This window comes from Bradyrhizobium liaoningense (assembly GCF_018130955.1).
Taxonomy (GTDB): domain Bacteria; phylum Pseudomonadota; class Alphaproteobacteria; order Rhizobiales; family Xanthobacteraceae; genus Bradyrhizobium; species Bradyrhizobium liaoningense_C.
On record NZ_JAFCJM010000017.1, the window covers coordinates 49220 to 68984 of the forward strand.

The 19765-nt window shown below is 63.5% G+C and carries 17 protein-coding genes; 16 read left to right on the forward strand and 1 reads right to left on the reverse strand.

Annotated elements, in window-relative coordinates; genetic code table 11:
* Window positions 1-50: 50 nt before the first annotated feature.
* Complete coding sequence (locus JQ632_RS16645; protein ID WP_249152096.1) at window positions 51-1388, reverse strand: LacI family DNA-binding transcriptional regulator; 1338 nt, start codon at window positions 1386-1388, stop codon at window positions 51-53.
* On the opposite strand from JQ632_RS16645, the gene JQ632_RS16650 reads away from it, so the two are divergent.
* From JQ632_RS16650 to JQ632_RS16725, 16 genes are all read left to right on the forward strand, one after another.
* Window positions 1372-2538, forward strand: coding sequence for an ABC transporter substrate-binding protein (locus JQ632_RS16650; protein WP_249152098.1), 1167 nt, complete (start codon window positions 1372-1374; stop codon window positions 2536-2538). The two genes, JQ632_RS16645 and JQ632_RS16650, sit on opposite strands and share 17 nt — an antisense overlap.
* Before the next feature lie 73 nt (window positions 2539-2611).
* On the forward strand, window positions 2612-3490 hold the full coding sequence (locus tag JQ632_RS16655) for a carbohydrate ABC transporter permease (protein ID WP_212403664.1): 879 nt from the start codon (window positions 2612-2614) through the stop codon (window positions 3488-3490).
* A 5-nt stretch (window positions 3491-3495) separates the two neighbouring features.
* Entirely contained in the window at window positions 3496-4380 is an 885-nt protein-coding gene (locus tag JQ632_RS16660; RefSeq protein ID WP_212403732.1) for a carbohydrate ABC transporter permease, read from the forward strand.
* Window positions 4381-4386: 6 nt separating this feature from the next.
* On the forward strand, window positions 4387-5472 hold the full coding sequence (locus JQ632_RS16665) for an ABC transporter ATP-binding protein (RefSeq protein ID WP_212403665.1): 1086 nt from the start codon (window positions 4387-4389) through the stop codon (window positions 5470-5472).
* 26 nt (window positions 5473-5498) lie between these two features.
* On the forward strand, window positions 5499-6260 hold the full coding sequence (locus JQ632_RS16670; RefSeq protein ID WP_212403666.1) for a sugar phosphate isomerase/epimerase: 762 nt from the start codon (window positions 5499-5501) through the stop codon (window positions 6258-6260).
* A gap of 14 nt (window positions 6261-6274) precedes the next feature.
* Window positions 6275-7435: a Gfo/Idh/MocA family protein gene (locus tag JQ632_RS16675; RefSeq protein WP_212403667.1), complete on the forward strand. Its 1161-nt coding sequence runs from the start codon at window positions 6275-6277 to the stop codon at window positions 7433-7435.
* Window positions 7436-7592: 157 nt separating this feature from the next.
* Window positions 7593-8648: a sugar phosphate isomerase/epimerase gene (locus JQ632_RS16680; protein WP_212403668.1), complete on the forward strand. Its 1056-nt coding sequence runs from the start codon at window positions 7593-7595 to the stop codon at window positions 8646-8648.
* A gap of 13 nt (window positions 8649-8661) precedes the next feature.
* Window positions 8662-9837: a Gfo/Idh/MocA family protein gene (locus JQ632_RS16685; protein ID WP_212403669.1), complete on the forward strand. Its 1176-nt coding sequence runs from the start codon at window positions 8662-8664 to the stop codon at window positions 9835-9837.
* Between the two features lie 743 nt (window positions 9838-10580).
* On the forward strand, window positions 10581-11765 hold the full coding sequence (locus tag JQ632_RS16690) for an ABC transporter substrate-binding protein (protein WP_212403670.1): 1185 nt from the start codon (window positions 10581-10583) through the stop codon (window positions 11763-11765).
* A gap of 12 nt (window positions 11766-11777) precedes the next feature.
* Window positions 11778-12650 (forward strand): branched-chain amino acid ABC transporter permease, encoded by an 873-nt coding sequence (locus JQ632_RS16695; RefSeq protein ID WP_212403671.1) that lies wholly within the window; start codon window positions 11778-11780, stop codon window positions 12648-12650.
* Window positions 12651-12693: 43 nt separating this feature from the next.
* Entirely contained in the window at window positions 12694-13680 is a 987-nt protein-coding gene (locus JQ632_RS16700) for a branched-chain amino acid ABC transporter permease (RefSeq protein WP_212403733.1), read from the forward strand.
* Window positions 13677-14447 (forward strand): ABC transporter ATP-binding protein, encoded by a 771-nt coding sequence (locus JQ632_RS16705; protein WP_212403672.1) that lies wholly within the window; start codon window positions 13677-13679, stop codon window positions 14445-14447. The genes JQ632_RS16700 and JQ632_RS16705 overlap by 4 nt, the downstream gene beginning before the upstream one ends.
* On the forward strand, window positions 14440-15180 hold the full coding sequence (locus tag JQ632_RS16710; protein ID WP_212403673.1) for an ABC transporter ATP-binding protein: 741 nt from the start codon (window positions 14440-14442) through the stop codon (window positions 15178-15180). Before JQ632_RS16705 ends, JQ632_RS16710 begins: the two co-directional genes overlap by 8 nt.
* Window positions 15181-15237: 57 nt before the next feature.
* Entirely contained in the window at window positions 15238-16446 is a 1209-nt protein-coding gene (locus JQ632_RS16715; RefSeq protein ID WP_212403674.1) for an aspartate transaminase, read from the forward strand.
* 154 nt (window positions 16447-16600) lie between these two features.
* On the forward strand, window positions 16601-17536 hold the full coding sequence (nac, locus tag JQ632_RS16720) for a nitrogen assimilation transcriptional regulator NAC (protein WP_212403675.1): 936 nt from the start codon (window positions 16601-16603) through the stop codon (window positions 17534-17536).
* Between the two features lie 162 nt (window positions 17537-17698).
* On the forward strand, window positions 17699-19765 hold the full coding sequence (locus tag JQ632_RS16725) for a hydantoinase/oxoprolinase family protein (protein WP_212403676.1): 2067 nt from the start codon (window positions 17699-17701) through the stop codon (window positions 19763-19765).

The following is a 19765-nucleotide window of genomic DNA, read 5'->3' on the forward strand; positions in this document are numbered from 1 at the left end:
CGGGCATCCGCGCTGCATGTGCTGACTGGATTTAGGAGAATTGTGCCGTCCTAGCCGGACCTCGCGCCTCGGGATGAATGGCCGGGACTCTTCCGCGGCGGGCGCGTGCTGTCGCGTAGCATCAGCGTGGCGGGAAGTTTGATGTTCTTCCGCAGCCCCGCTTGGCCGATCGTCATCAGAGCGATCAGTTCGGCTGCGGCGGTGGCCCCGAGGTCCCGGCGCGGCTGGACGATGGTCGTCAAGGTGGGTTCGCAATAGTCGGCATAGGCAATGCCGTCGAAGCCGACGACGGAGAGATCGTCCGGGATCTGGAGGCCGGCCGCGTGCACGGTCTTGATCAGGCCGATCGCCATTTCGTCATTGGCCGCAAACAGTGCGGTCGGACGCGCTACGGTCTCGAGCGCCAGCAGCGCGCGGCCGGCCTCGACACCGGCGCGGAAGGTAAAATCGCCGGGCAGAATCAACCCCGCATCGGCCGCAATCCCCGCCTCGCGCAAGGCCTGCCGATAGCCTTCGAGACGCTGCTGCTCGAGGATGTTGGATTTGGGCCCGGACAGATAGGCGATACTCGTGTGGCCCAGTTCGATGAGGTGTCCCACCGCCTCGCGCGCAGTGCCGACATTGTCGATTGTGACCTGCGGGAAGTTTTCGCGGGGGATGTACTCGCAAGCGGCAACCAACGGCACGTGCGCTTCGCGCAAGTCGCGGTCGGGGCTGCGCATCACGTGGCCGCACAAGAGCAAAACGCCGTCGGCCTGGCCGGCGCAGACCAGGTCGACGTAACGCGCCTCCTTCTCCGGCGAGCCAGCCAGATTGGCAATGATGAGTCCGTAGCCGGCGGTCGACAGCGTGTCGTCGATGCCCTGTAGAACCTCGGCGAAGAACGGGTTGGCGATGTCCGGCACCGCCACGAGCACGACCATGGTCTTTCGGACGCGCAGGTTCCTTGCGGAAATGTTCGGCGTGTAGCCGGTGTCGCGCACGGCGGCGAGTACGCGTGCGCGGGTTTCCTCAATCACGACCTCGGGGCGGGCCAGCGTCCGGCTGACGGTCGCAACCGAGACTCCCGCAAGCCGCGCAACGTCGGCGATCCTGGCCGCCTTTTGACGTGTTACTCCGGTTCGCTTGGCCATATCGTGGCTCGCCATCTCGGCGTCATAACGGGACTTGCAAAATCTTGAAGTTCTGGTAGGATGGACATGTAATCGATTACATTCGGCATGTAAAGCCAGAACGAGCCCATAAGGGCCGCAAGCCGAATAAACAGGCCTGTAAAGGCAAATCAGGGAGGGAATGATGAAGCGCACGTTGTTCGCATCGCTAGCGATTGTCGCCACGGCCTGGGCCTCGGCGCCAGTTTCCGCAGAAGAGATGAAGGCCGAAGTCATCCACTGGTGGACCTCCGGCGGCGAGGCGGCCGCCGTGAAGGTGTTTGCCGACCAGTTCACCAAGGCTGGCGGCACCTGGATCGACAGCGCGGTCGCCGGCGCTGCGAATGCACGAAACGCCGCGATCAGCCGCACCGTCGCCGGCAATCCGCCGACCGCCATGCAGCTAAACACCGGCAAGCAGTTCGACGAGTTGGTGGAAGGCGGCCTGCTCGCCGACGTCGATGCGATCGCAACCGAAGGCAACTGGAAAAACGTGATGCCCGCCGCGGTCATTGCCGCGGCGACCCGCAACGGCAAGATGTATGCGGTGCCGATCAACATCCACGGTCAGAATTGGCTTTGGTACAACAAGGCTGTGCTCGGCTCCGTCGGCGCCACCGAGCCGAAGACCTGGAATGACGCTCTCACGATTCTCGAGAAGCTTAAGGCCGACGGCAAGGTGATCCCGCTGGCCTTCTCGGGCCAGAAGAACTGGGAGCAAAACCTGTTCAACTCGGTCATGATCGGCGTCGGCGGCGCACAGATGTGGACAGGCATCCTCGGCAAGCGCGACGCGTCGCTGGCGCGGAGCGCCGAGTTCAAGGCGGTCGCCGTCACTTACAAGAAGCTCAAGGACTATGTCGACGCCGGCGCGCCCGGCCGCAACTGGAATGACGCGACCAACCTCGTCATCCAGGGCAAGGCCGGAATGCAGATCATGGGCGACTGGGCCAAGGGCGAATTCGTCGCGGCGGGCAAGGTCGCCGACAAGGACTATGGCTGCACGGTGCTGTCCAATGGCAGCGGCGGTTATGTGATGGGCGGCGACGTGTTCGTATTCCCGAAGGCGAAGGACCCATCCACCACCAAGGCGCAGATGACGTTGGCGAGACTGATGCTGACGCCCGAGACCCAGATCCAGTTCGCGCTGAAGAAGGGCTCGATCCCGGTGCGTGGCGATGTCGATACGTCGGCACTCGACGCTTGTGCCCAAAAGGGCATGCGATATGTCGCAGACAAGGCCCAGCAAATGCCGTCCGGCGACATGCTGGCGCCGCCGGCGCTGATCGGTGCGCTGCAGGATGCCATCTCGCAATATTGGAACACCAGTATGAGCGCCGATGAATTCTCCGCCAAGGTCGCTGCGGTGCTGAAGTCCCAGGAGTGATGCATCACAAAAGGCGGCTGACGAACTGTCGGCCGCCTTTCCTCCGTCGACCTATCTTCGATCTGGCGATGCAATGCGTCTTTCGCTGAACTCCCGACTTTCCGCGATCTCCGCGCTTTTGCCGGCGTTGCTGGTGATGCTCGTCGTCTATATCGGCGCCACCAGTTGGACCGTGTGGATGTCGCTGACCAATTCGCGCATGCTGCCGAACAACAATTTCGTCGGGCTCCGGCAATATGAGATGTTGCTCGGCAACGACCGCTGGATCACCTCGGTCCACAACATCGTTATCTACGGTTTGCTGTTCGTTTCGCTCGCGCTTCTGGTCGGCTTCCTGCTGGCGGTTGCGATCGATCAGCGGGTGCGTGCCGAGGACACGATCCGCTCGATCTTTCTCTATCCCTATTCGATGTCCTTCGTCGTCACGGGCCTGGTCTGGCAATGGCTGCTCAACCCGACTCTCGGCATCCAGCACGTGCTGCGCAGCTGGGGCTTCGAAGGCGCGACGTTCGACTGGATCGTGCGGCCGGAGACCGCAATCTATTGCCTGGTCATCGCGGGCGTCTGGCAGGCTTCGGGGCTGGTGATGGCCATCATGCTCGCCGGTCTGCGCGGCGTCGACGACGAGATCTGGAAGGCGGCGCGGGTCGACGGCCTGCCGAAATGGCGGGTCTATGTCTCGATCATCATTCCGATGATGGGCGCAAGCTTTGCGACCGCCGCGGTGCTGCTGTCGACCGGCGTGGTGCGCCTCTACGACCTCTCGGTCGCGATGACCAATGGCGGGCCCGGCATCGCCTCGGAGGTGCCCGCCAAATTTGTCATGGATCATTTGTTCGAACGCGCCAATATCGGGCTTGCGACGGCGGCGGCCACCACCATGCTGATCACGGTGATCGCGGTGGTCGCGCCCTATCTCTACTGGCGCGCGCGCAAGGGAGAGGTGCGATGACCGCGGTGGCTCAGCCCTTGCCCGCCGCTCGCCGGCCGAAGCGCATGACCCCGGCGCGCTGGGGCCTCTATGCCTTCATCTTCATTACCGCGCTCTACTTCCTGCTCCCGCTCTATGTGATGGTCGTCACCTCGCTGAAGCCGATGGCGGAGATACGGCAGGGCAATCTGCTGGCCTTGCCCGTAGCTCCCAGCATTGACGCGTGGGTCAAGGCCTGGACGTCGGCCTGTACCGGTCTGACCTGCCAGGGCATCAAGATCGGTTTTCTCAACTCGTTGCGCATCCTGGTGCCGTCGGTAGTCATCTCCATCCTGGTCGGATCGCTCACCGGCTATGCGCTGTCGCTGTGGCGTGTGCGCGGCGCCAACATCCTGTTCGGCACGATGATGGTGGTCGCGTTCATCCCCTATCAGGTGTTCATCTATCCCCTGGTGCGGGTGTTTTCCTTCACCGGGCTCGGGCAGTCGCTCTCAACCATCGTGATCATCCACACGATCTTCGGCCTTCCCACGATGACCCTGCTGTTTCGCAACTATTTCGCGTCGCTGCCGGTCGAGTTGTTCAAGGCCGCCCGCGTCGACGGCGCCGGCTTCTACCAGATCTATGCGCTGATCATGATGCCGATGGCCATCCCGATGATCGTGGTCGCGGTGATCTTGCAGACCACCGGCATCTGGAACGATTTCATCCTGGGGCTCGTCTTCGCCGGCCGCGACAATCTGCCGATGACGGTGCAGCTCAACAACATCGTCAACTCGACGCAAGGCGAGCGCGCCTACAATGTCGACATGGCGGCAACACTGTTGACCGCGCTGTTGCCGCTTGCCGTCTATTTCGGCTCTGGCCGCTGGTTCGTGCGCGGCATCGCCGCCGGCGCCGTGAAAGGCTGACGCAGCATGCAGAAATCGAATGTCGACATCAGGAGCCTGCAGATCGGCTTTGGCGGCCTGAAGGTGCTGGAGAATCTCGATCTCCACGTTGGTGCGTCCGAGTTTCTCGTGCTGCTTGGGCCGTCCGGCTGCGGCAAGTCGACATTGCTCAACGCGATCGCGGGGCTGATCGACGTCAGGGGTGGCGAGATCCATGTCGGCGGCCGCGATGTCACCTGGGCAGAACCGAAGGATCGCGGCATCGCGATGGTGTTCCAGAGCTACGCGCTGTATCCGCGCATGAGCGTGCGCCGGAATATGTCGTTTGGGCTGACGGTCGCGGGCACGCCGCGAGACGAGATCGAGCGCCGCGTCGGCGAGGCCGCGCAGATGCTGCGGCTCACCAGCCTCCTTGACCGCCGTCCCAGCGAGCTGTCCGGCGGCCAGCGCCAGCGTGTCGCGATCGGACGGGCGCTGGTGCGCCATGCCGGCGTCTATTTGTTCGACGAGCCGCTCTCTAACCTGGACGCCCAGCTGCGCGCCGAGCTCAGGGTCGAGATCAAGCGGCTGCATGCACGGCTTGGCGCCACCATGATCTACGTGACGCATGACCAGATCGAGGCGTTGACACTCGCGGACCGGATCGCTGTCATGCAGGGTGGCGTGATCCAGCAGCTGGACACGCCGAAAAAGATCTATCGCGAGCCCGTCAACCGCTTCGTCGCTTCTTTCGTCGGCTCGCCCGCGATGAACTTCATTCCCGGCCAGCTCGCGCGCGGCAGCGAGGTCGCATTCATCGCCGGCGTAAACCGGGTCAGTTTAAACGGTTATGCCTTCCGCAGCCAGCCGACCGACGCGCCGGCCGTTCTCGGCATCCGGCCCGAGCATATCGAGCTGACTGCGTCCAACGATCCATCCGCCGTGTCCGCGCGCGTCGAGATGGTCGAGCCGATGGGCGCCGACACGCTGATCTGGTGCCGTCTTGCCGACAGCACCGCCTTCTCCTTCCGCCACGACGCCGACGCGCAGGTGCGAGTGGGAGACACGCTCAACGTCCGGTTCCCCGCTGAAGCCCTGTCGCTGTTCGATGAGACAAGCGGACAGCGCCTCTAGATCCTCTACTCAGCAGAAAGCGAGACATGACCAAGCCGATCGACCGATTCTCCATCCAGCTCTATTCTGCCCGCTCCATCACCCCACTCGAGGCGCAATTCGCGCTGCTTTCCAGCCTCGGCTACACGATGGTGGAGCCCTGGGGCGCACTGTTCAACGATCCCGAGACGCTGAAGAGCCTCCTCGATCTCCACGGGATGACAGCGCCGAGCGCCCATGTCGGCCTCGACCGACTGCGTGAGGATGCGGTCGGCACGGCGAGGATGTGCAAGGGACTCGGCATCGAGACCATCTTTGCGCCGGCCCCGCCATTGGGCGAGCGCGAGGGCGGAGAAAAGGAGTGGCGCGGCATCGGGCGCGGGCTTGCCGAGATCGGAAAGGCGGTGACCGGCGAGGGGCTCAAATTCGGCTGGCACAATCATCATTGGGAATATGGCCGTAGCGAGAGCGGCAAGACCTATCTCGAATGCCTGTTCGAGGAGGCGCCCAACCTCGTCTGGGAGGCCGATCTCGCCTGGATCGTGCGCGGCGGCGGCGATCCGGTCGCCGAGATCAAGAAGCATGCGCAGCGTCTGGTCGCCTGCCACATCAAGGATCTCGCGCCATCGGGACAATGCGCGGATGAGGACGGCTGGGCCGATCCCGGCCACGGCATCATGAATTGGTCGGCGCTGCGCGCGGCGATGAAGGAGGCTGGGGTCTCGCTGTTCGTCGCTGAACACGACAAGCCGAACGACGTCGCCCGCTTCGCGCGCCGGGCGCGCGAGACCGTGTCGTCATGGACGTGACGGGGGATCGGATCATGAGCAAGCTCGGAGTCGGCATCGTCGGTTGCGGCAATATCTCGACGATCTACATGCACAACTTGCCGAAATTCCGCGATCTTGAGCTGGTCGCCTGTGCCGACCTGCGGCTCGAGGCCGCGCAAGCCCAGGCGGCGCAGTTCGGCATCGCGGCGTTGTCGATCGAGGCGCTGCTGGCGCGTCCCGATATCCAGATCGTCGTCAATCTCACCACGCCGAACGCGCACTATGGCGTGAGCCAGGCGGCGTTTAACGCCGGCAAGCACGTGTTCGGCGAAAAGCCGATCACGGTGGAGGCCAACGACGCCGCGACCTTGGTCGCGGAGGCGGCGCGTCGCGGCTTGAAGCTCGGCTGCGCGCCGGATACTTTCCTTGGCGGCGGCGGACGGATGGCGCGCGAGTTCGTCGATACGGGTCGGATCGGCAAAGTGCTCTATGGCACCTGCTTCCTGATGTCGCATGGCATGGAGCACTGGCACCCCGATCCAACCTTCTTCTTCAAGCCGGGCGGCGGACCGATCCTCGACATGGGGCCCTATTACCTTGCGGCCCTCATCAACCTGTTGGGTCCCGTTGCACGAGTTCAGGGGCGTGCGAGCGCCGGCTTCGCGGCGCGGCTCGTCACCTCGAAGGGGCCGATGAACGGTAAGACCGTCGCGGTTGAAACTCCGACGACGGTCATGTCGCTGCTGCATTTCGAGTCAGGCGCCGACATCATCTTTGCGATGAGCTGGGACGTCTGGAAACACGGACATCCGCCGATCGAGCTTTACGGCACCGAGGGCTCGCTGCGGGTGCCGGACCCCAACTTCTTCGGCGGCGCCCTGCAATACACCGAGAAGGGCGGCGACTGGATCTCGGTCGCAGCCGACGACCGGCCGTTCGGCAAGCCCAACTGGCGCTCGCCGAATTGGGCCGATCACATGCCGAACCAGGCCAACTATCGTTGTCTGGGCGTTGCCGAACTCGCAAGTGCGGTGCTGCGCGGCACGCCACACCGCTCTTCCGGAGCGTTGGCGAGCCACGCGTTGGAGGTGATGCACGCGATCCTCGAGGCCGGCGCCGAAGGCGGAGAGATCGCAGTGCGCTCGCGCGTCGAGCGACCGGCGCCGCTGTCCGACCTCGATGCGACGGCGTTGTGGGCCGGGGAGACGTTCTGAAGCCGGGACAGTCCCCAGATGCGAATGCCCGATCTGGGCATTGGGATGAAATGCCCGCTCTGTCTCCTGGAACCAGCGAGGGGAGGCGAGTTTTGGTGGGGTATCGAACTCAGCGGGCGCGTGCTGCTGGAGCGTCCAGGGTAGAAGGAAGCTTTCGATGAAGATGATCAAGGGACCAGCGATATTCCTCGCTCAGTTCGCTGCCGACGCGGCGCCGTTCAACTCCTTCGACGCGATCTGCGGATGGGCCGCTTCGCTCGGCTACAAGGGGGTTCAGGTTCCGAGCTGGGACGGGCGGCTCTTCGACCTGAAGAAGGCCTCGGAGTCGCAGGACTATGCCGACGAGGTGAAAGGAATCGCAGCTCGTCACGGCCTTTCCATCACCGAGCTCTCGACTCACCTCCAGGGCCAGCTCGTCGCCGTCCATCCGGCTTATGACGCGGCGTTCGATGGCTTCGCTGCACCCGAAGTCCGCGGCAATCCCAAGGCGCGCACCGAGTGGGCCGTCGACCAGGTCAAGCGCGCGATCTTGGCCTCCAAGCGTCTCGGGCTCACTGTGCACGCGACCTTCTCCGGCGCACTTGCCTGGCCCTACATCTATCCATGGCCGCAGCGTCCGGCCGGCCTCGTCGAGGCCGCCTTCGACGAGCTCGCAAAGCGTTGGCGGCCGATCCTTGACCATGCCGACGAGCACGGCGTTGATCTTGCCTACGAAATCCACCCGGGTGAGGATTTGCACGACGGTGTTTCCTACGAGATGTTCCTCGATCGGGTGAATAACCACAAGCGTGCGAACCTGCTCTACGACCCATCGCACTTCGTGCTGCAGCAGCTCGACTACCTCGACTACATCGACATCTACCACCCGCGCATCAAGGCCTTCCATGTCAAGGACGCCGAGTTCAATCCGACGGGCCGGCAGGGCGTCTATGGCGGGTTCCAGAGCTGGGTCGACCGTGCCGGCCGCTTCCGTTCACTGGGCGATGGCCAAGTCGATTTCGGCGCCATCTTCTCGAAGTTGACGCAGTACGATTACGGGAGCTGGGCGGTACTCGAATGGGAGTGTGCGCTGAAGCATCCTGAACAGGGCGCGCGCGAGGGCGCCGAGTTCATCAAGAGCCATATCATCCGCGTCACCGAGAAAGCCTTCGACGATTTCGCAGGCGCCGGCACCGACGATACAGCGAACCGTAGGATGCTGGGCCTATCCTGAGCGGGAGGAACAATTGACAATCAAAGCAAGTAACGAGACGGGCCGTTATGCTCGTATCCGGCTCGGCATGGTCGGCGGCGGACAGGGGGCCTTCATCGGCGCAGTCCATCGCATTGCCGCTCGCATCGACGACCAGTTCGAGCTGGTTGCCGGTGCGCTCGCGTCCGATCCGGTTCGGGCCAAGGCCTCGGCGAAGGAGCTCGGCATTGCCGACGATCGCGCCTACGGCTCCTTCGAAGAGATGGCGAAGGCCGAAGCCGCGCGGGCGGACGGCATCGAGGCGGTCTCGATCGTAACTCCAAACCACATGCACAGCCCGGTTGCGAAGACCTTCCTTGAAGCCGGCATTCATGTCATCTGCGACAAGCCGCTGACCACGACCATCGCGGAGGCCGAGGAGTTGGTGGCGCTGGTCAGGAAAACGGGCAGGGTCTTCGTAGTGACGTACAACTACACGGGCTATCCCATGGTCCGGCAGGCCCGCGCCATGGTCGCGAATGGCGTCCTCGGCGAGATCCGGCTGGTCCAGGCCGAATATCTCCAGGATTGGCTGACCGAGCGATTGGAGGCAGGCAGCCACAAACAGGCGGCGTGGCGCACGGATCCAGCCCGGTCCGGCGCCGGCGGGTGCATCGGCGACATCGGCACCCACGCCTACAATCTCGCCTGCTTCGTCACCGGGCTCGAGCTCGACGAATTGCTCGCACAACTGTCGACCTTCGTCGAGGGGCGGCGTCTCGATGACGATGTCCAGCTCCTCCTCAGGTGGAGAGGCGGCGCCAAGGGCATGCTCTGGGCGAGTCAGGTCGCCGTCGGCAATGAGAACTGTCTGACGTTGCGCGTCTACGGAAGCAAAGGCGGTCTCGAATGGGCGCAGGAGAATCCGAACCAGCTCTGGTTCACGCCCTACGGCCGGCCGAAGCAGCTCCTGACCCGGGGCGGTGCCGGTGTCTTGGGCGAGGCGGCCCGGGTCACCCGCGTCCCCTCTGGCCACCCCGAGGGTTACCTTGAAGGTTTCGCGACCATCTATGCTGAGGCAGCGCGCGCTATCCGCGCGGCAGAGGCCGGCCAAAAGCCAGATCCTGAGGTGATCTTTCCAACCGTTGAGGATGGCCTGGCAGGCGTGAAGTTCATCGATGCCGCCGTGAAGTCCGCGGCAGGCAAAGGCGCCTGGGTTCGGATGACGTAACTACCGACGCGTCCATGAGGCAGTCGGTCGATCACCGGCGGTGGAGAAACTTCAGGGCCACGCTGGTAGAGTTTCTCGGTGATCGAGGGCCCCAACCGAAACGAAATGGCCATCGTGGTGCTCGCGCGAAGGGCAGACGGACCTCGGCAGAGAGAGAAGCGAACCTCCCTTGGCTTGACCGGGTTGTCGCCTTCTGCCGGAAACTAGCTCAAATTGGCCCCGATGATGGACTGGACCGAGGGTTCAGACCTTTCAACCGGTCAGTAAGGTGGCGTGTGCGCGACGTGTGCACCGGGAGATCGAGAAAAATCTCATCACAGCTAACGTGATCGGGCCTTCCGGTGTGGGTGGCGCCGCACCGGAGCGCTGGACTGTCCGTCCGCCCTTACTGTTCGACTATTTCGGTCGAGGCGTGGAGTAACGGAAGCGCCTTTCGCTCCGGTTTGCACGCAAGGCGAAAGAGGCCGACCGGAAGCGCGCACAGGGCGAGCGTGATTCAAGCGGACATTTCTTCACGGTCGCTCTCTCGCGCGCGAGCTGCACTTCGAGCGCGGCAAATCGACAGAACTCAGGGGCGCCGCCATAAGAATTCGCTATGGCGGCAGACCGCAGTCGTGCTTCCCCCACGAGCGGACGTAAACCTATTTTTTACCGCCGACCGCAGCAAAAAATTCTAAGAGCAAGACCACAAAAGCGGCGAGGTTCGCGGGCGGATCATTTTTTAGCAGCAACGGAGCGGGCAAATGACGATCGAGTTGAGCCGACGGGGATTTTGTATCGGGACCGCCCTGATAGGACTCCAGACGGTTTCCTCCAGCGCCTTCGCGCGCAGCGAAGACGGCACCGTCAAGCTAGGCCTCGTCGCGCCGATGAGCGGGCCGAACGCCCGATACGGTGCTTTCTCGCTGCGCGGCGCGCAAATGGCTGCCAAGGAGATCAACGGCGCCGGCGGCATCGGCGGACGCAAGATCAACATCCTCGCCGGCGACAGCCAGGGCACCCCGGTCGAGGGCGTTTCCGCAACCCGCCGCCTGATCGATCAGGACCAGGTCGATTTCATCATCGGCGACGTATCGAGCTCGGTGACGCTTGCGATGCAGCCGGTGGCCGAAGATGCCGGCGTGCTTCTCCTCAACGCCGCCTCGTCGAATCCGAAAATCACCTACAAGGCGGGCGTCGGCGGCTTCAAATGGACGTATCGCAACTATCCGACCGATGAGAACCGCGCGCTGATCGTGCTGCAATACGCCGCCGAGAAGAAGGGTTTTACGAAATACGCCGTGCTGTCGGTCGATAGCGACTATGGGCGCGCGGCCATTGAGTTCACCAAGAAGTACCTGCCGCGGTTCAAGAGCCAGATCCTGACCGAAGACTACTACAAGGAAGGCGAGGTGGATTTCCGCAGCGTGCTCTCCAAGATCCGCGATTCCGGCGCCCAGGCCATCATCATGTACGGCAACGCCGATTCCACGCCCATCGTTGGGCGGCAGATGATGGAGGTCGGGATCGCGGGCAAGATCCCGCTGATCGGGAATGCCGAGTTCAACACCGAGAAGACCATCAAGGCCGCGCCGAAGGCGCTCGAGGGGGCGATCGAGGCGGCGGCCTGGCTTCCGGCTTATGAGTCCGAGAAGAGCAAGGCCTTCGTCGACAAGTTCACCGCCGAGTATCGTGAAGCGCCCAATAACCACGCCTACGTGCACTGGGAAACGACGCATCTCCTGGCCAAGGCGATCGAGCAGGCCCAGAGCATCGACCGCGACAAAGTCCGCGCCGCGCTGTCCAAGATCCACTATGCGAGCGCGGTTGGCGAGGTAACCTTCGACGACCACAATCAGGCGCGCCTGCCGATGATCCTTCTCGAGATCGAGAATGGCAAGCCCGCCATCAAGGGAGCCTATTCGGCCGAGATCGACTATCCCAAATAGGGCGGCACGCACATGTTCTACACGATCATCGAGCAGGTCGTTAACGGCATCGTATCCGGATCGGTCTATGCGATCGTCGCCGTCGGCATGACGATGATCTTCGGCGTGCTGCGCGCCATCAACTTCGCCCATGGCGAATACTACATGCTCGGCACCTTCGGGGCCTGGTTCGCCATCGAGTATTTCGATCTGCCTTATCCGGTGGCGATCGTGATCGGCGTGGTGGCAACGGCCGTGATCGCCGTGGTCGTCGGCAATTTCGTGATGCAGCGGATCGTTGGGGCGCCGGCCGAGGCCGGCGTGCTCGCAACCCTGGGCGTCGCGCTGATCCTGCAGAATACGGTCATCCTGGTGTTCGGCGGCAGCTACAAGTTCTTCTCCGGCGGCTATATCGAACCGGTGACGCTGTTCGGTTTCACGCTGGCCGAGCAACGCATCCTGATCATCATCGTCGGGCTCATCGTGTTCGTCGGCCTCGAGTTGATGGTGACCTATAGCCGGATGGGCAAGGCGATGCGCGCGGTGTCGCAAAACATCGAGTGCTGCGCTGTGGTCGGTATCGACGTCCGCAACATCGCGCTCTGGACCTTCATCCTCGGGGCTGGGTTGGCGGCGCTCTCGGGCGTGTTGACCGCTCCCGTGAACGTCAGCGTCTATGGCGGCATGGGCGAACTCATCACGTTCAAGACGCTGCCCATCATCATCATGGGCGGGCTCGGCAACGTCCGCGGCACGTTCGTCGCGGCGATGATCCTCGGCATCGCGGAGAGCCTGGTTGCCACCTATGTGGGGCTGCAGTTCCGCGACACCGTGGGATTTGCGACCCTCATGCTGGTGCTGATGTGGCGTCCGCACGGGCTGTTCTCCGCGCAGGCCCGCTTCTGATTACCATGGATGTGACATGACTGAGATCGTCCGAGACCAGACCATGGCACCAGCCGAACTCCCAGTTGCTGAAACGGGACGGGATTTTCGCGTTCCGTTTGGCCTCGTGCTCGTCGCGCTGGCATGCGTCGCACCGCTATTCCTCGGCAATTACCCGCTGCACGCGATCATCATCGCGCTGATCTTCCTGCTGCCGGCCCATGGTCTCAACCTGCTGCTGGGATACACCGGGTTGCTGTCGCTGGCGCAGGCTGCGTTCTTCGGCATTGGGGCCTATACGTCGGCGCTGCTGGCAGTCCATTTCGGCACGCCATTCTATCTGAATTTCCTCGCGGCCGGCGTCGTGACCGGTGCGGTCGCGCTGCCGCTCGGAATTCCTGCGTTGCGGCTGCGTGCGACATCGTTCGTGATGTGCACACTCGGCTTCGTCATCATCGGTCAGGCCATCGCCAAGAACTGGATCAGCCTGACGCGCGGCGACATGGGGCTGGCGGCAATTCCCAAGCCTTACTTCGCACTGGGGCCGGCCTCGTTCACGGTCTCTGGCACCGTCGGATTCTATTATCTCGTGCTCGCCATCGCTGCGCTGGCGACTCTGGCCGTCTATTTGATCGTGCGGTCGCCCGCCGGCCGCAACATGATCGCCATTCGCGAGAACGAGACGCTTGCTGAATCCGTGGGCATCCCGACCTGGTACTACAAACTGGTCGTCTTCATGATCAGCGCCGCCTTTGCCGGCTTCGGCGGTAGCCTCTATGCGCATTACCTGACCGTGGTCAGCCCGCTGACCTTCCAGATGTACTACTCGACGACGATGCTGATCATCGTGCTCGGCGGCGGAGCGGGGACCATCTCGGGCGTCATCTTCGGCAGCCTGCTGTTCGTCGGCCTCACCGAAGCGCTGCGTGTTGCCCCGGAGCTGCGCATGATCGCCTACGGCTTCTTCCTGCTCGGGCTCGTGTTCTGGTTCCCGAGCGGGTTCGCGCCGCTGATCGGCCGCTTCTGGTCATTCCTGGAGAAGCGAAAATGAACGGGCTGCCGATCCTCGATATCTCCGGTCTCTGCAAATCCTATGGCGCCGTGCGCGCAGTCGACGGTGTCGACCTGCATGTCGACCGCGGCGAGATCTGTGGCCTGATCGGCCCCAACGGCTCGGGCAAGTCCACCTTCTTCGATTGTGTGACCGGGCTCGCGCGGCCCAGCGCGGGAGCCGTGAAGCTCGACGGTCAGGACATCACGGGCTGGTCGCTGAACGACATCGCGCGCGAGGGGCGCATGCTGCGCTCGTTCCAGAAGACCGTGGTGTTCTCCGCGCTCGATATCGAGGAGAACCTCGTCATCGCCGGCCAGATGTTCACTTTCCCCGGGATATTGTCGACCTTCGGAATTGGAGCGGCCGCCCGCAATCGCGTCGCAGCGCTCAGAGAACGTGCGCGTGAGCTGATCAAGATCGCCGGCCTCTGGGACGTGCGTTTCCAGCCGGCGGGCAAGCTCTCCGGGGGGCAGCAAAAACTGATTCAGTTCGCCTCGATGCTGATGCCGGAGCCAAAGCTGATCCTGCTTGACGAACCTATGGCCGGAATCAACCCGAAGCTCATCGAGCGTGTGGTCGACAGCATCCGGCTCGCCAACACCTCCTTCGGCGTCAGCTTCCTCATCATCGAGCACAACATCGACGTCGTAACGAGCCTGTGCAAGCGCGTGGTCGTGCTCGACCAGGGTCGCAAGCTCGCGGAGGGCACGCCCGACGAGATCGTCCAGAACCAGGCGGTGCGGGAGGCCTATCTCGGTGGCTGAACCTTCTCTTTCGATCAAGGGCCTGCGCGCAGGCTATGGCTCGCTCGATATCCTCAACGGCGTTGATCTCGACGTGCCGCAGGGGCAGTTCGTCGCGCTGATGGGGCCGAACGGCGCCGGCAAGTCGACGCTGCTCAAGACGCTCTACGGCCTGACGACCGTCAAGGGCGGCGCCATCGGCTGGCAGGGCAAGGATATCGCCGCCTGCAAATCGCGCGCGATTCTGGCCGAGGGGATCTCCTACGTGCCACAGGGACGCTGCAACTTTCCGGTCATGACGGTCGACGAGAACCTCCAGATGGCGGCCTATACGCTGCGCGACAGCAGGGTGAAGGCCGAGCGTGACTATGTCTACGACCTCTTCCCGATCCTCAAGACCCGTCGCAACACGCTCGCGGGCAACATGTCCGGCGGCGAGCAGCAGCTGCTCGAAGTCGCCATGGCGGTGTTGCAGCGGCCAAAAATCCTGCTGGTCGACGAGCCCTCGGTCGGGTTGTCGCCGACCGCGATCGGCATCGTGTTCGATGAGCTGTTGCGCATCAACGCCGCCGGCCAGACCATTTTGCTTGTCGAGCAGAACACCAAGAAGGCGATGGCGGTGGCGCAGCGCGCCGTCATCCTGCGACTCGGCAAGGTGATCTGGGACGGCCGTCCCGCCGACATCACCCACGACGAGCTCGGCGAGCTCTTCCTCACCGGCCGCATGCGCGGCGAGACCGACGTCGAACATTGACAATGGGCGCCTGCTTGACGGGCGCTGACATTATTCGCAACGCAAAGGACGACCACAGTGACGATCTTCGTGCCGGCCGCGCGCGTCTCGCGCATCAAGATATCCCCGACCACGGCGGCTTCCGCGCGCGTGCGCGAGCTGAAGGCCGCCGGTCGCGACATCGTCGACATGGCGATCGGCGAACCCGACTTCGATACACCCGATCACGTCAAGGCTGCGGCGCATGAGGCGATCGATCGCGGCGAGACGAAATATACCGCCGTCAACGGCACCGTCGCCTTGCGCAAGGCTGTTATCGCTGACTACAAGCGGCGTCTTGGCCTCGACTATGCCGACAATGAGATCTGCGTCGGCGGCGGCGCCAAGCAGATCCTGTTCCTTGCGCTGATGGCGAGCGTGGAGGAGGGGGCGGAAGTGATCATCCCCGCGCCCTATTGGGTCTCCTATCCCGATATGGTGATTGCCAATGACGGCAAGCCCATCATCGTCCGCTGCTCCGAGAACCAGGGGTTCAAGCTGACGGCGGAGGCGCTGTCGGCCGCGATTACGCCGCGCACGCGCTGGCTGATCCTCAATGCGCCCTCGAACCCGACCGGCGCGGCCTATTCCCGCGAAGACCTCAAGGCGATCGGCGACGTGCTGCTCCGCCATCCCAACGTTCTCGTGCTATCGGACGACATCTACGACCAGATCTGGTACCGCGACGAGCCGGCGACGACACTTGCCGCCGCGGTGCCCGCCCTGAAGGATCGCGTCCTGCTCGCCAATGGCGTGTCCAAGACCTACGCAATGACCGGCTGGCGGATCGGTTATGCCGCGGGTCCTGCACCGCTGGTTGCCGCCATCAACAAGCTGCAATCGCAGATGTCATCCTGTCCATCGTCGATCAGCCAGGCGGCCGCTGCCCATGCCCTGGCGAGCGACCAGTCGTTCGTTCGCGACAGCGTCAAGCTCTACAAGGAACGCCGCGACTATGCCTGCGCGCGGCTGAATGCAATCCCCGGTCTGTCGTGCCTGGTGCCGGACGGCGCCTTCTATCTCTATCCCGGCTGTGCCGGCGTGATCGGCAAGACCACGCCGGACGGTAAGGCCATCGAGAACGATCTCGACTTCGTGCTCTATTTGCTCGACGATGTCGGCGTGGCCGCCGTGCAGGGCGCCGCCTACGGGCTCTCCCCCTATTTCCGACTGTCGATTGCGACCTCGATGGAGGCGATCAAGGACGCCTGCGACCGCATAGAGAAGGCCTGCAGGGCGCTGCGCTGAGGGTGAAGCCGGCTCTCGCGCCAAATCGGCACCCATGCAACGAAACTGATTGAAATCAATGGGCTAGATAAAGGATAGTGCCGATCCAGACCGTGCTTTCATGAATGGCCGCCCGGGCCTTGCCCGCTCGGTTCAGGACCAGCGTTCGACACAAATGAGCGTCGATTTCAGGAAGCTGAAGAGCTTCGTCAAGGTCGTCGATGCCGGCAGCGTTTCGCGTGCCGCCGGCCTTTTGCGCACGGCACAGCCGGCTCTGTCGCAGCAGATCGCAGCGCTCGAGAGTCACTTCAAGCACAAGCTGCTGCTGCGCAGCAATCACGGCATCGTCCCGACCGAAGCCGGCTTCATCCTCTACCGGCACGCTCAATTACTGCTGAAACAGATCGAGCAGGCGCAGATCGACATCGATCAGTCGACCAAAGCGCTGGCCGGTCGGGTGTCGATCGGGCTTGCGACCTATTCGGCGTCGAGCACGCTGTCGCTGCCGATCTTGAAGGAGATGTCGACGCTGCATCCGCAGATCATCGTCCATATCAACGACAGCTTTGGCCATGTACTGAGCGAGCTGATCATGACCGGCAAGATGGACATGGCCATGATCTATGGCTCAGGTCCAATCAAGGGCGTCAAGCTGCAGCCGCTGTTCCGCGAGGAGCTGTATCTGGTCTCGCGCGCGGACCCGGCGAAGAAAGCCACGGATGAACCGCTGCCGCTGTCGGCGCTGGCCGACGTCAAGCTGCTGCTGCCGAGCCAGGGACATTTCTTGCGGCGCTTGATCGACGAATCGCTGGCGCGGGCACGGGTGACGCCGAACGTGGCCTCAGAGATCGAATCCGTCTCCGCGCTCGGCGCGGCCGTAACCGAGGGTCTTGGCTCGACCATCCTGCCGGCCTCGGTTGCAGCAACCGCATCGAGCTTTGGCGGTGTCGAAGTGCGGCGGCTGGTGCGTCCCGCGATCGAGGCCACTGTCTCCTTGTGCGTCTCCGACCATCTGCCGCTGTCGGAGCCTGCGCTTGCCACGCGCTCGGTGCTCTTGACCGTGGTCGAGAAGCTGATGCGCAGCCATCCGCAGGGCATCAAAGCGGTCTAGGCAATACTGCTGGATCAAAGCCCGCGCACCGGCGTGCAGCGGCGGCTGCATCGCGTCGACTTCGTCAGGCCATAAACAAAACCTATGGCGCCAGACAGGAGTTGTGGTGGCCGGCCGTAACCTCATTTCCTACGCTCGAAGACAATCGCTTCGAGGAAACAGATGGCCAAGCTCGCATTCGATACCGGGGGAACTTTTACCGATTTCGCGCTGCTCGACGACAAGGGCGATCTGCATCTCCACAAGGTGCTGAGCACGCCGGCCAACCCTGCCGAGGCCGTGGTGCGCGGCGTCTCCGAGCTGCTCGGACAATTCGGAGACGTCGTCGATCTCGACGGGCTTCAGGTGCTCGGCGCCACCACCGTGGTCACCAACGCGGTGCTGGAGCGCAAGGGCGTCAAGACCGGTTTTATCTCGACCGCTGGCTTTCAGGACATGCTGCGCATCCGTAACGAAGGACGTTACGACCTCTACGATCTGAACCTGAAATATCCGGATCCGCTGGTGACGCGCGCCAACAGCTTTGGCGCCGTCGAACGCATCTCCGCCGACGGTGAGGTCATCACCGCGCTGGAGGAGGACACGGTCCGCGAGATCGCCGGCCGGCTGCGCAAGGAGGGCATCAGATCCGTCGCGGTCTGCCTGCTGCACGCCTACAAATATCCGACCCACGAGCAGCGCATCGCGGCGCTGCTTCGGGAAGAGAACTCCGACATCTTCGTCTCGCTCTCCTCGGAGGTCTGCCCAGAGGTACGTGAGTTCGACCGCGCCTCGACCACGGTCGTCAACGCCTATACGCGGCCACAGATGTCGGGACACGTCGCCCATCTCGAGCGCGAGTTCGCCGCCAAGGGGATCAATCGCCAGGTGCTCTGGATGACCTCGTCGGGCGGCCTCGTGCCGAGCAGCCGCGCCGCGGAACTGCCGGTGCGCCTGATTGAATCCGGTCCGGCCGCAGGCGCGGTCGCTGCCGCCGAATTCGGCCGCATCGCCGGGGAGGGCAGTGTGCTGTCCTTCGACATGGGCGGCACCACCGCAAAACTGTGCCTGATCCCGAACGGTGAGCCGACCGTCGGCACCGATCTCGAGGTCGCGCACTATCATCGCTTCCGCAAGGGCTCGGGCTTTCCGCTGAAGATACAGTCAATCCGCATGATCGAGATCGGCGCCGGCGGTGGTTCGATCGCAGCGAAGAACCCGCTCGGCCTGCTCGACGTCGGACCGCGTTCGGCAGGTGCGATGCCGGGACCGGCCGCCTATCAGCGCGGCGGCACCGAGCCGACCGTCACCGATGCCGACATCCTGCTCGGCTACATGGGCACCGAGTCTTTCGTCGGAGGCTCGTTCAAGGTGTCGAAGGAAGCCGCCCAGACGGCGATGACGAAGTTGGCGGCCTCGCTCGACGTCAGCGTTTCCCGCTGCGCCTGGGGTATCCACGACCTCGTCAATGAGTCCATGAGCAAGGCGGCCGCGGTGCATGCGACCGACCTCGGCGTCGATCCGCGCAGCCTGCCGATGGTCGCCTTCGGCGGTGCCGGTCCCGTGCATGCCTATGGCATCGCGCGCAAGCTCGGCATCAAGCGCATCGTCTGCCCGACGGGCGCCGGCGTCACTTCGGCGATCGGCCTTTTGATCGCGCCGGTGGCTGTCGATCTCTCCGCGAGTCTTCCGATGCAGATCGACAATTGGGATTTTGCGACGATGGATCGACTGCTCGGCGATCTCGCCGCGCAAGGCGCGGAGGTCGTCCGCGCCGCCGGCGTCGCGCCGGAGACGATCACCAACACCTACACCGTCGACATGCGTCACGTCGGCCAGGGCCACGAGATCACGGTCGCACTGCCGGATCGTAGGCTCCCGCCAAGGCAGTTCCACGAAGAGCTGCTCGGCAATTTCTACAAGCTCTATCGCGAGCTGTTCGGCCGCACCGTTGCAGGCTCATCTGTCGAGGTGATCACCTGGCGCCTGCGCTCCAGCGGTCAGAAGGATCAGGTGACCCGCCCCCACACGCGACATGCCGCCGAGGCCAAAAAGGGCTCGCGTTCGGTCTATTTCAGCGAGCGCAATGGCTTCGTCGAAACGCCGGTCTACGATCACTACAAGGTGCCGGTCGGCGACGAAATCCAGGGTCCGGCCATTGTCGAGCAGCGCGAGTCGACTGCGGTCGTCGGACCGAGCGGCATCGCTCACGTCGACATCAACGGCAATCTCGTGATCAACCTCGCCTGA

Bases quoted from the DNA above. Each gene is read 5' to 3' on its own strand.
- JQ632_RS16650 (WP_249152098.1), top strand. From the start codon at position 1,372: ATGAAGGCCGAAGTCATCCACTGGTGGACCTCCGGCGGCGAGGCGGCC.
- JQ632_RS16645 (WP_249152096.1), bottom strand. From the start codon at position 1,388: ATGACTTCGGCCTTCATCTCTTCTGCGGAAACTGGCGCCGAGGCCCAG.
- JQ632_RS16655 (WP_212403664.1), top strand. From the start codon at position 2,612: ATGCGTCTTTCGCTGAACTCCCGACTTTCCGCGATCTCCGCGCTTTTG.
- JQ632_RS16665 (WP_212403665.1), top strand. From the start codon at position 4,387: ATGCAGAAATCGAATGTCGACATCAGGAGCCTGCAGATCGGCTTTGGC.
- JQ632_RS16670 (WP_212403666.1), top strand. From the start codon at position 5,499: ATGACCAAGCCGATCGACCGATTCTCCATCCAGCTCTATTCTGCCCGC.
- JQ632_RS16675 (WP_212403667.1), top strand. From the start codon at position 6,275: ATGAGCAAGCTCGGAGTCGGCATCGTCGGTTGCGGCAATATCTCGACG.
- JQ632_RS16680 (WP_212403668.1), top strand. From the start codon at position 7,593: ATGAAGATGATCAAGGGACCAGCGATATTCCTCGCTCAGTTCGCTGCC.
- JQ632_RS16690 (WP_212403670.1), top strand. From the start codon at position 10,581: ATGACGATCGAGTTGAGCCGACGGGGATTTTGTATCGGGACCGCCCTG.
- JQ632_RS16695 (WP_212403671.1), top strand. From the start codon at position 11,778: ATGTTCTACACGATCATCGAGCAGGTCGTTAACGGCATCGTATCCGGA.
- JQ632_RS16700 (WP_212403733.1), top strand. From the start codon at position 12,694: ATGGCACCAGCCGAACTCCCAGTTGCTGAAACGGGACGGGATTTTCGC.
- JQ632_RS16705 (WP_212403672.1), top strand. From the start codon at position 13,677: ATGAACGGGCTGCCGATCCTCGATATCTCCGGTCTCTGCAAATCCTAT.
- nac (WP_212403675.1), top strand. From the start codon at position 16,601: ATGAGCGTCGATTTCAGGAAGCTGAAGAGCTTCGTCAAGGTCGTCGAT.
- JQ632_RS16725 (WP_212403676.1), top strand. From the start codon at position 17,699: ATGGCCAAGCTCGCATTCGATACCGGGGGAACTTTTACCGATTTCGCG.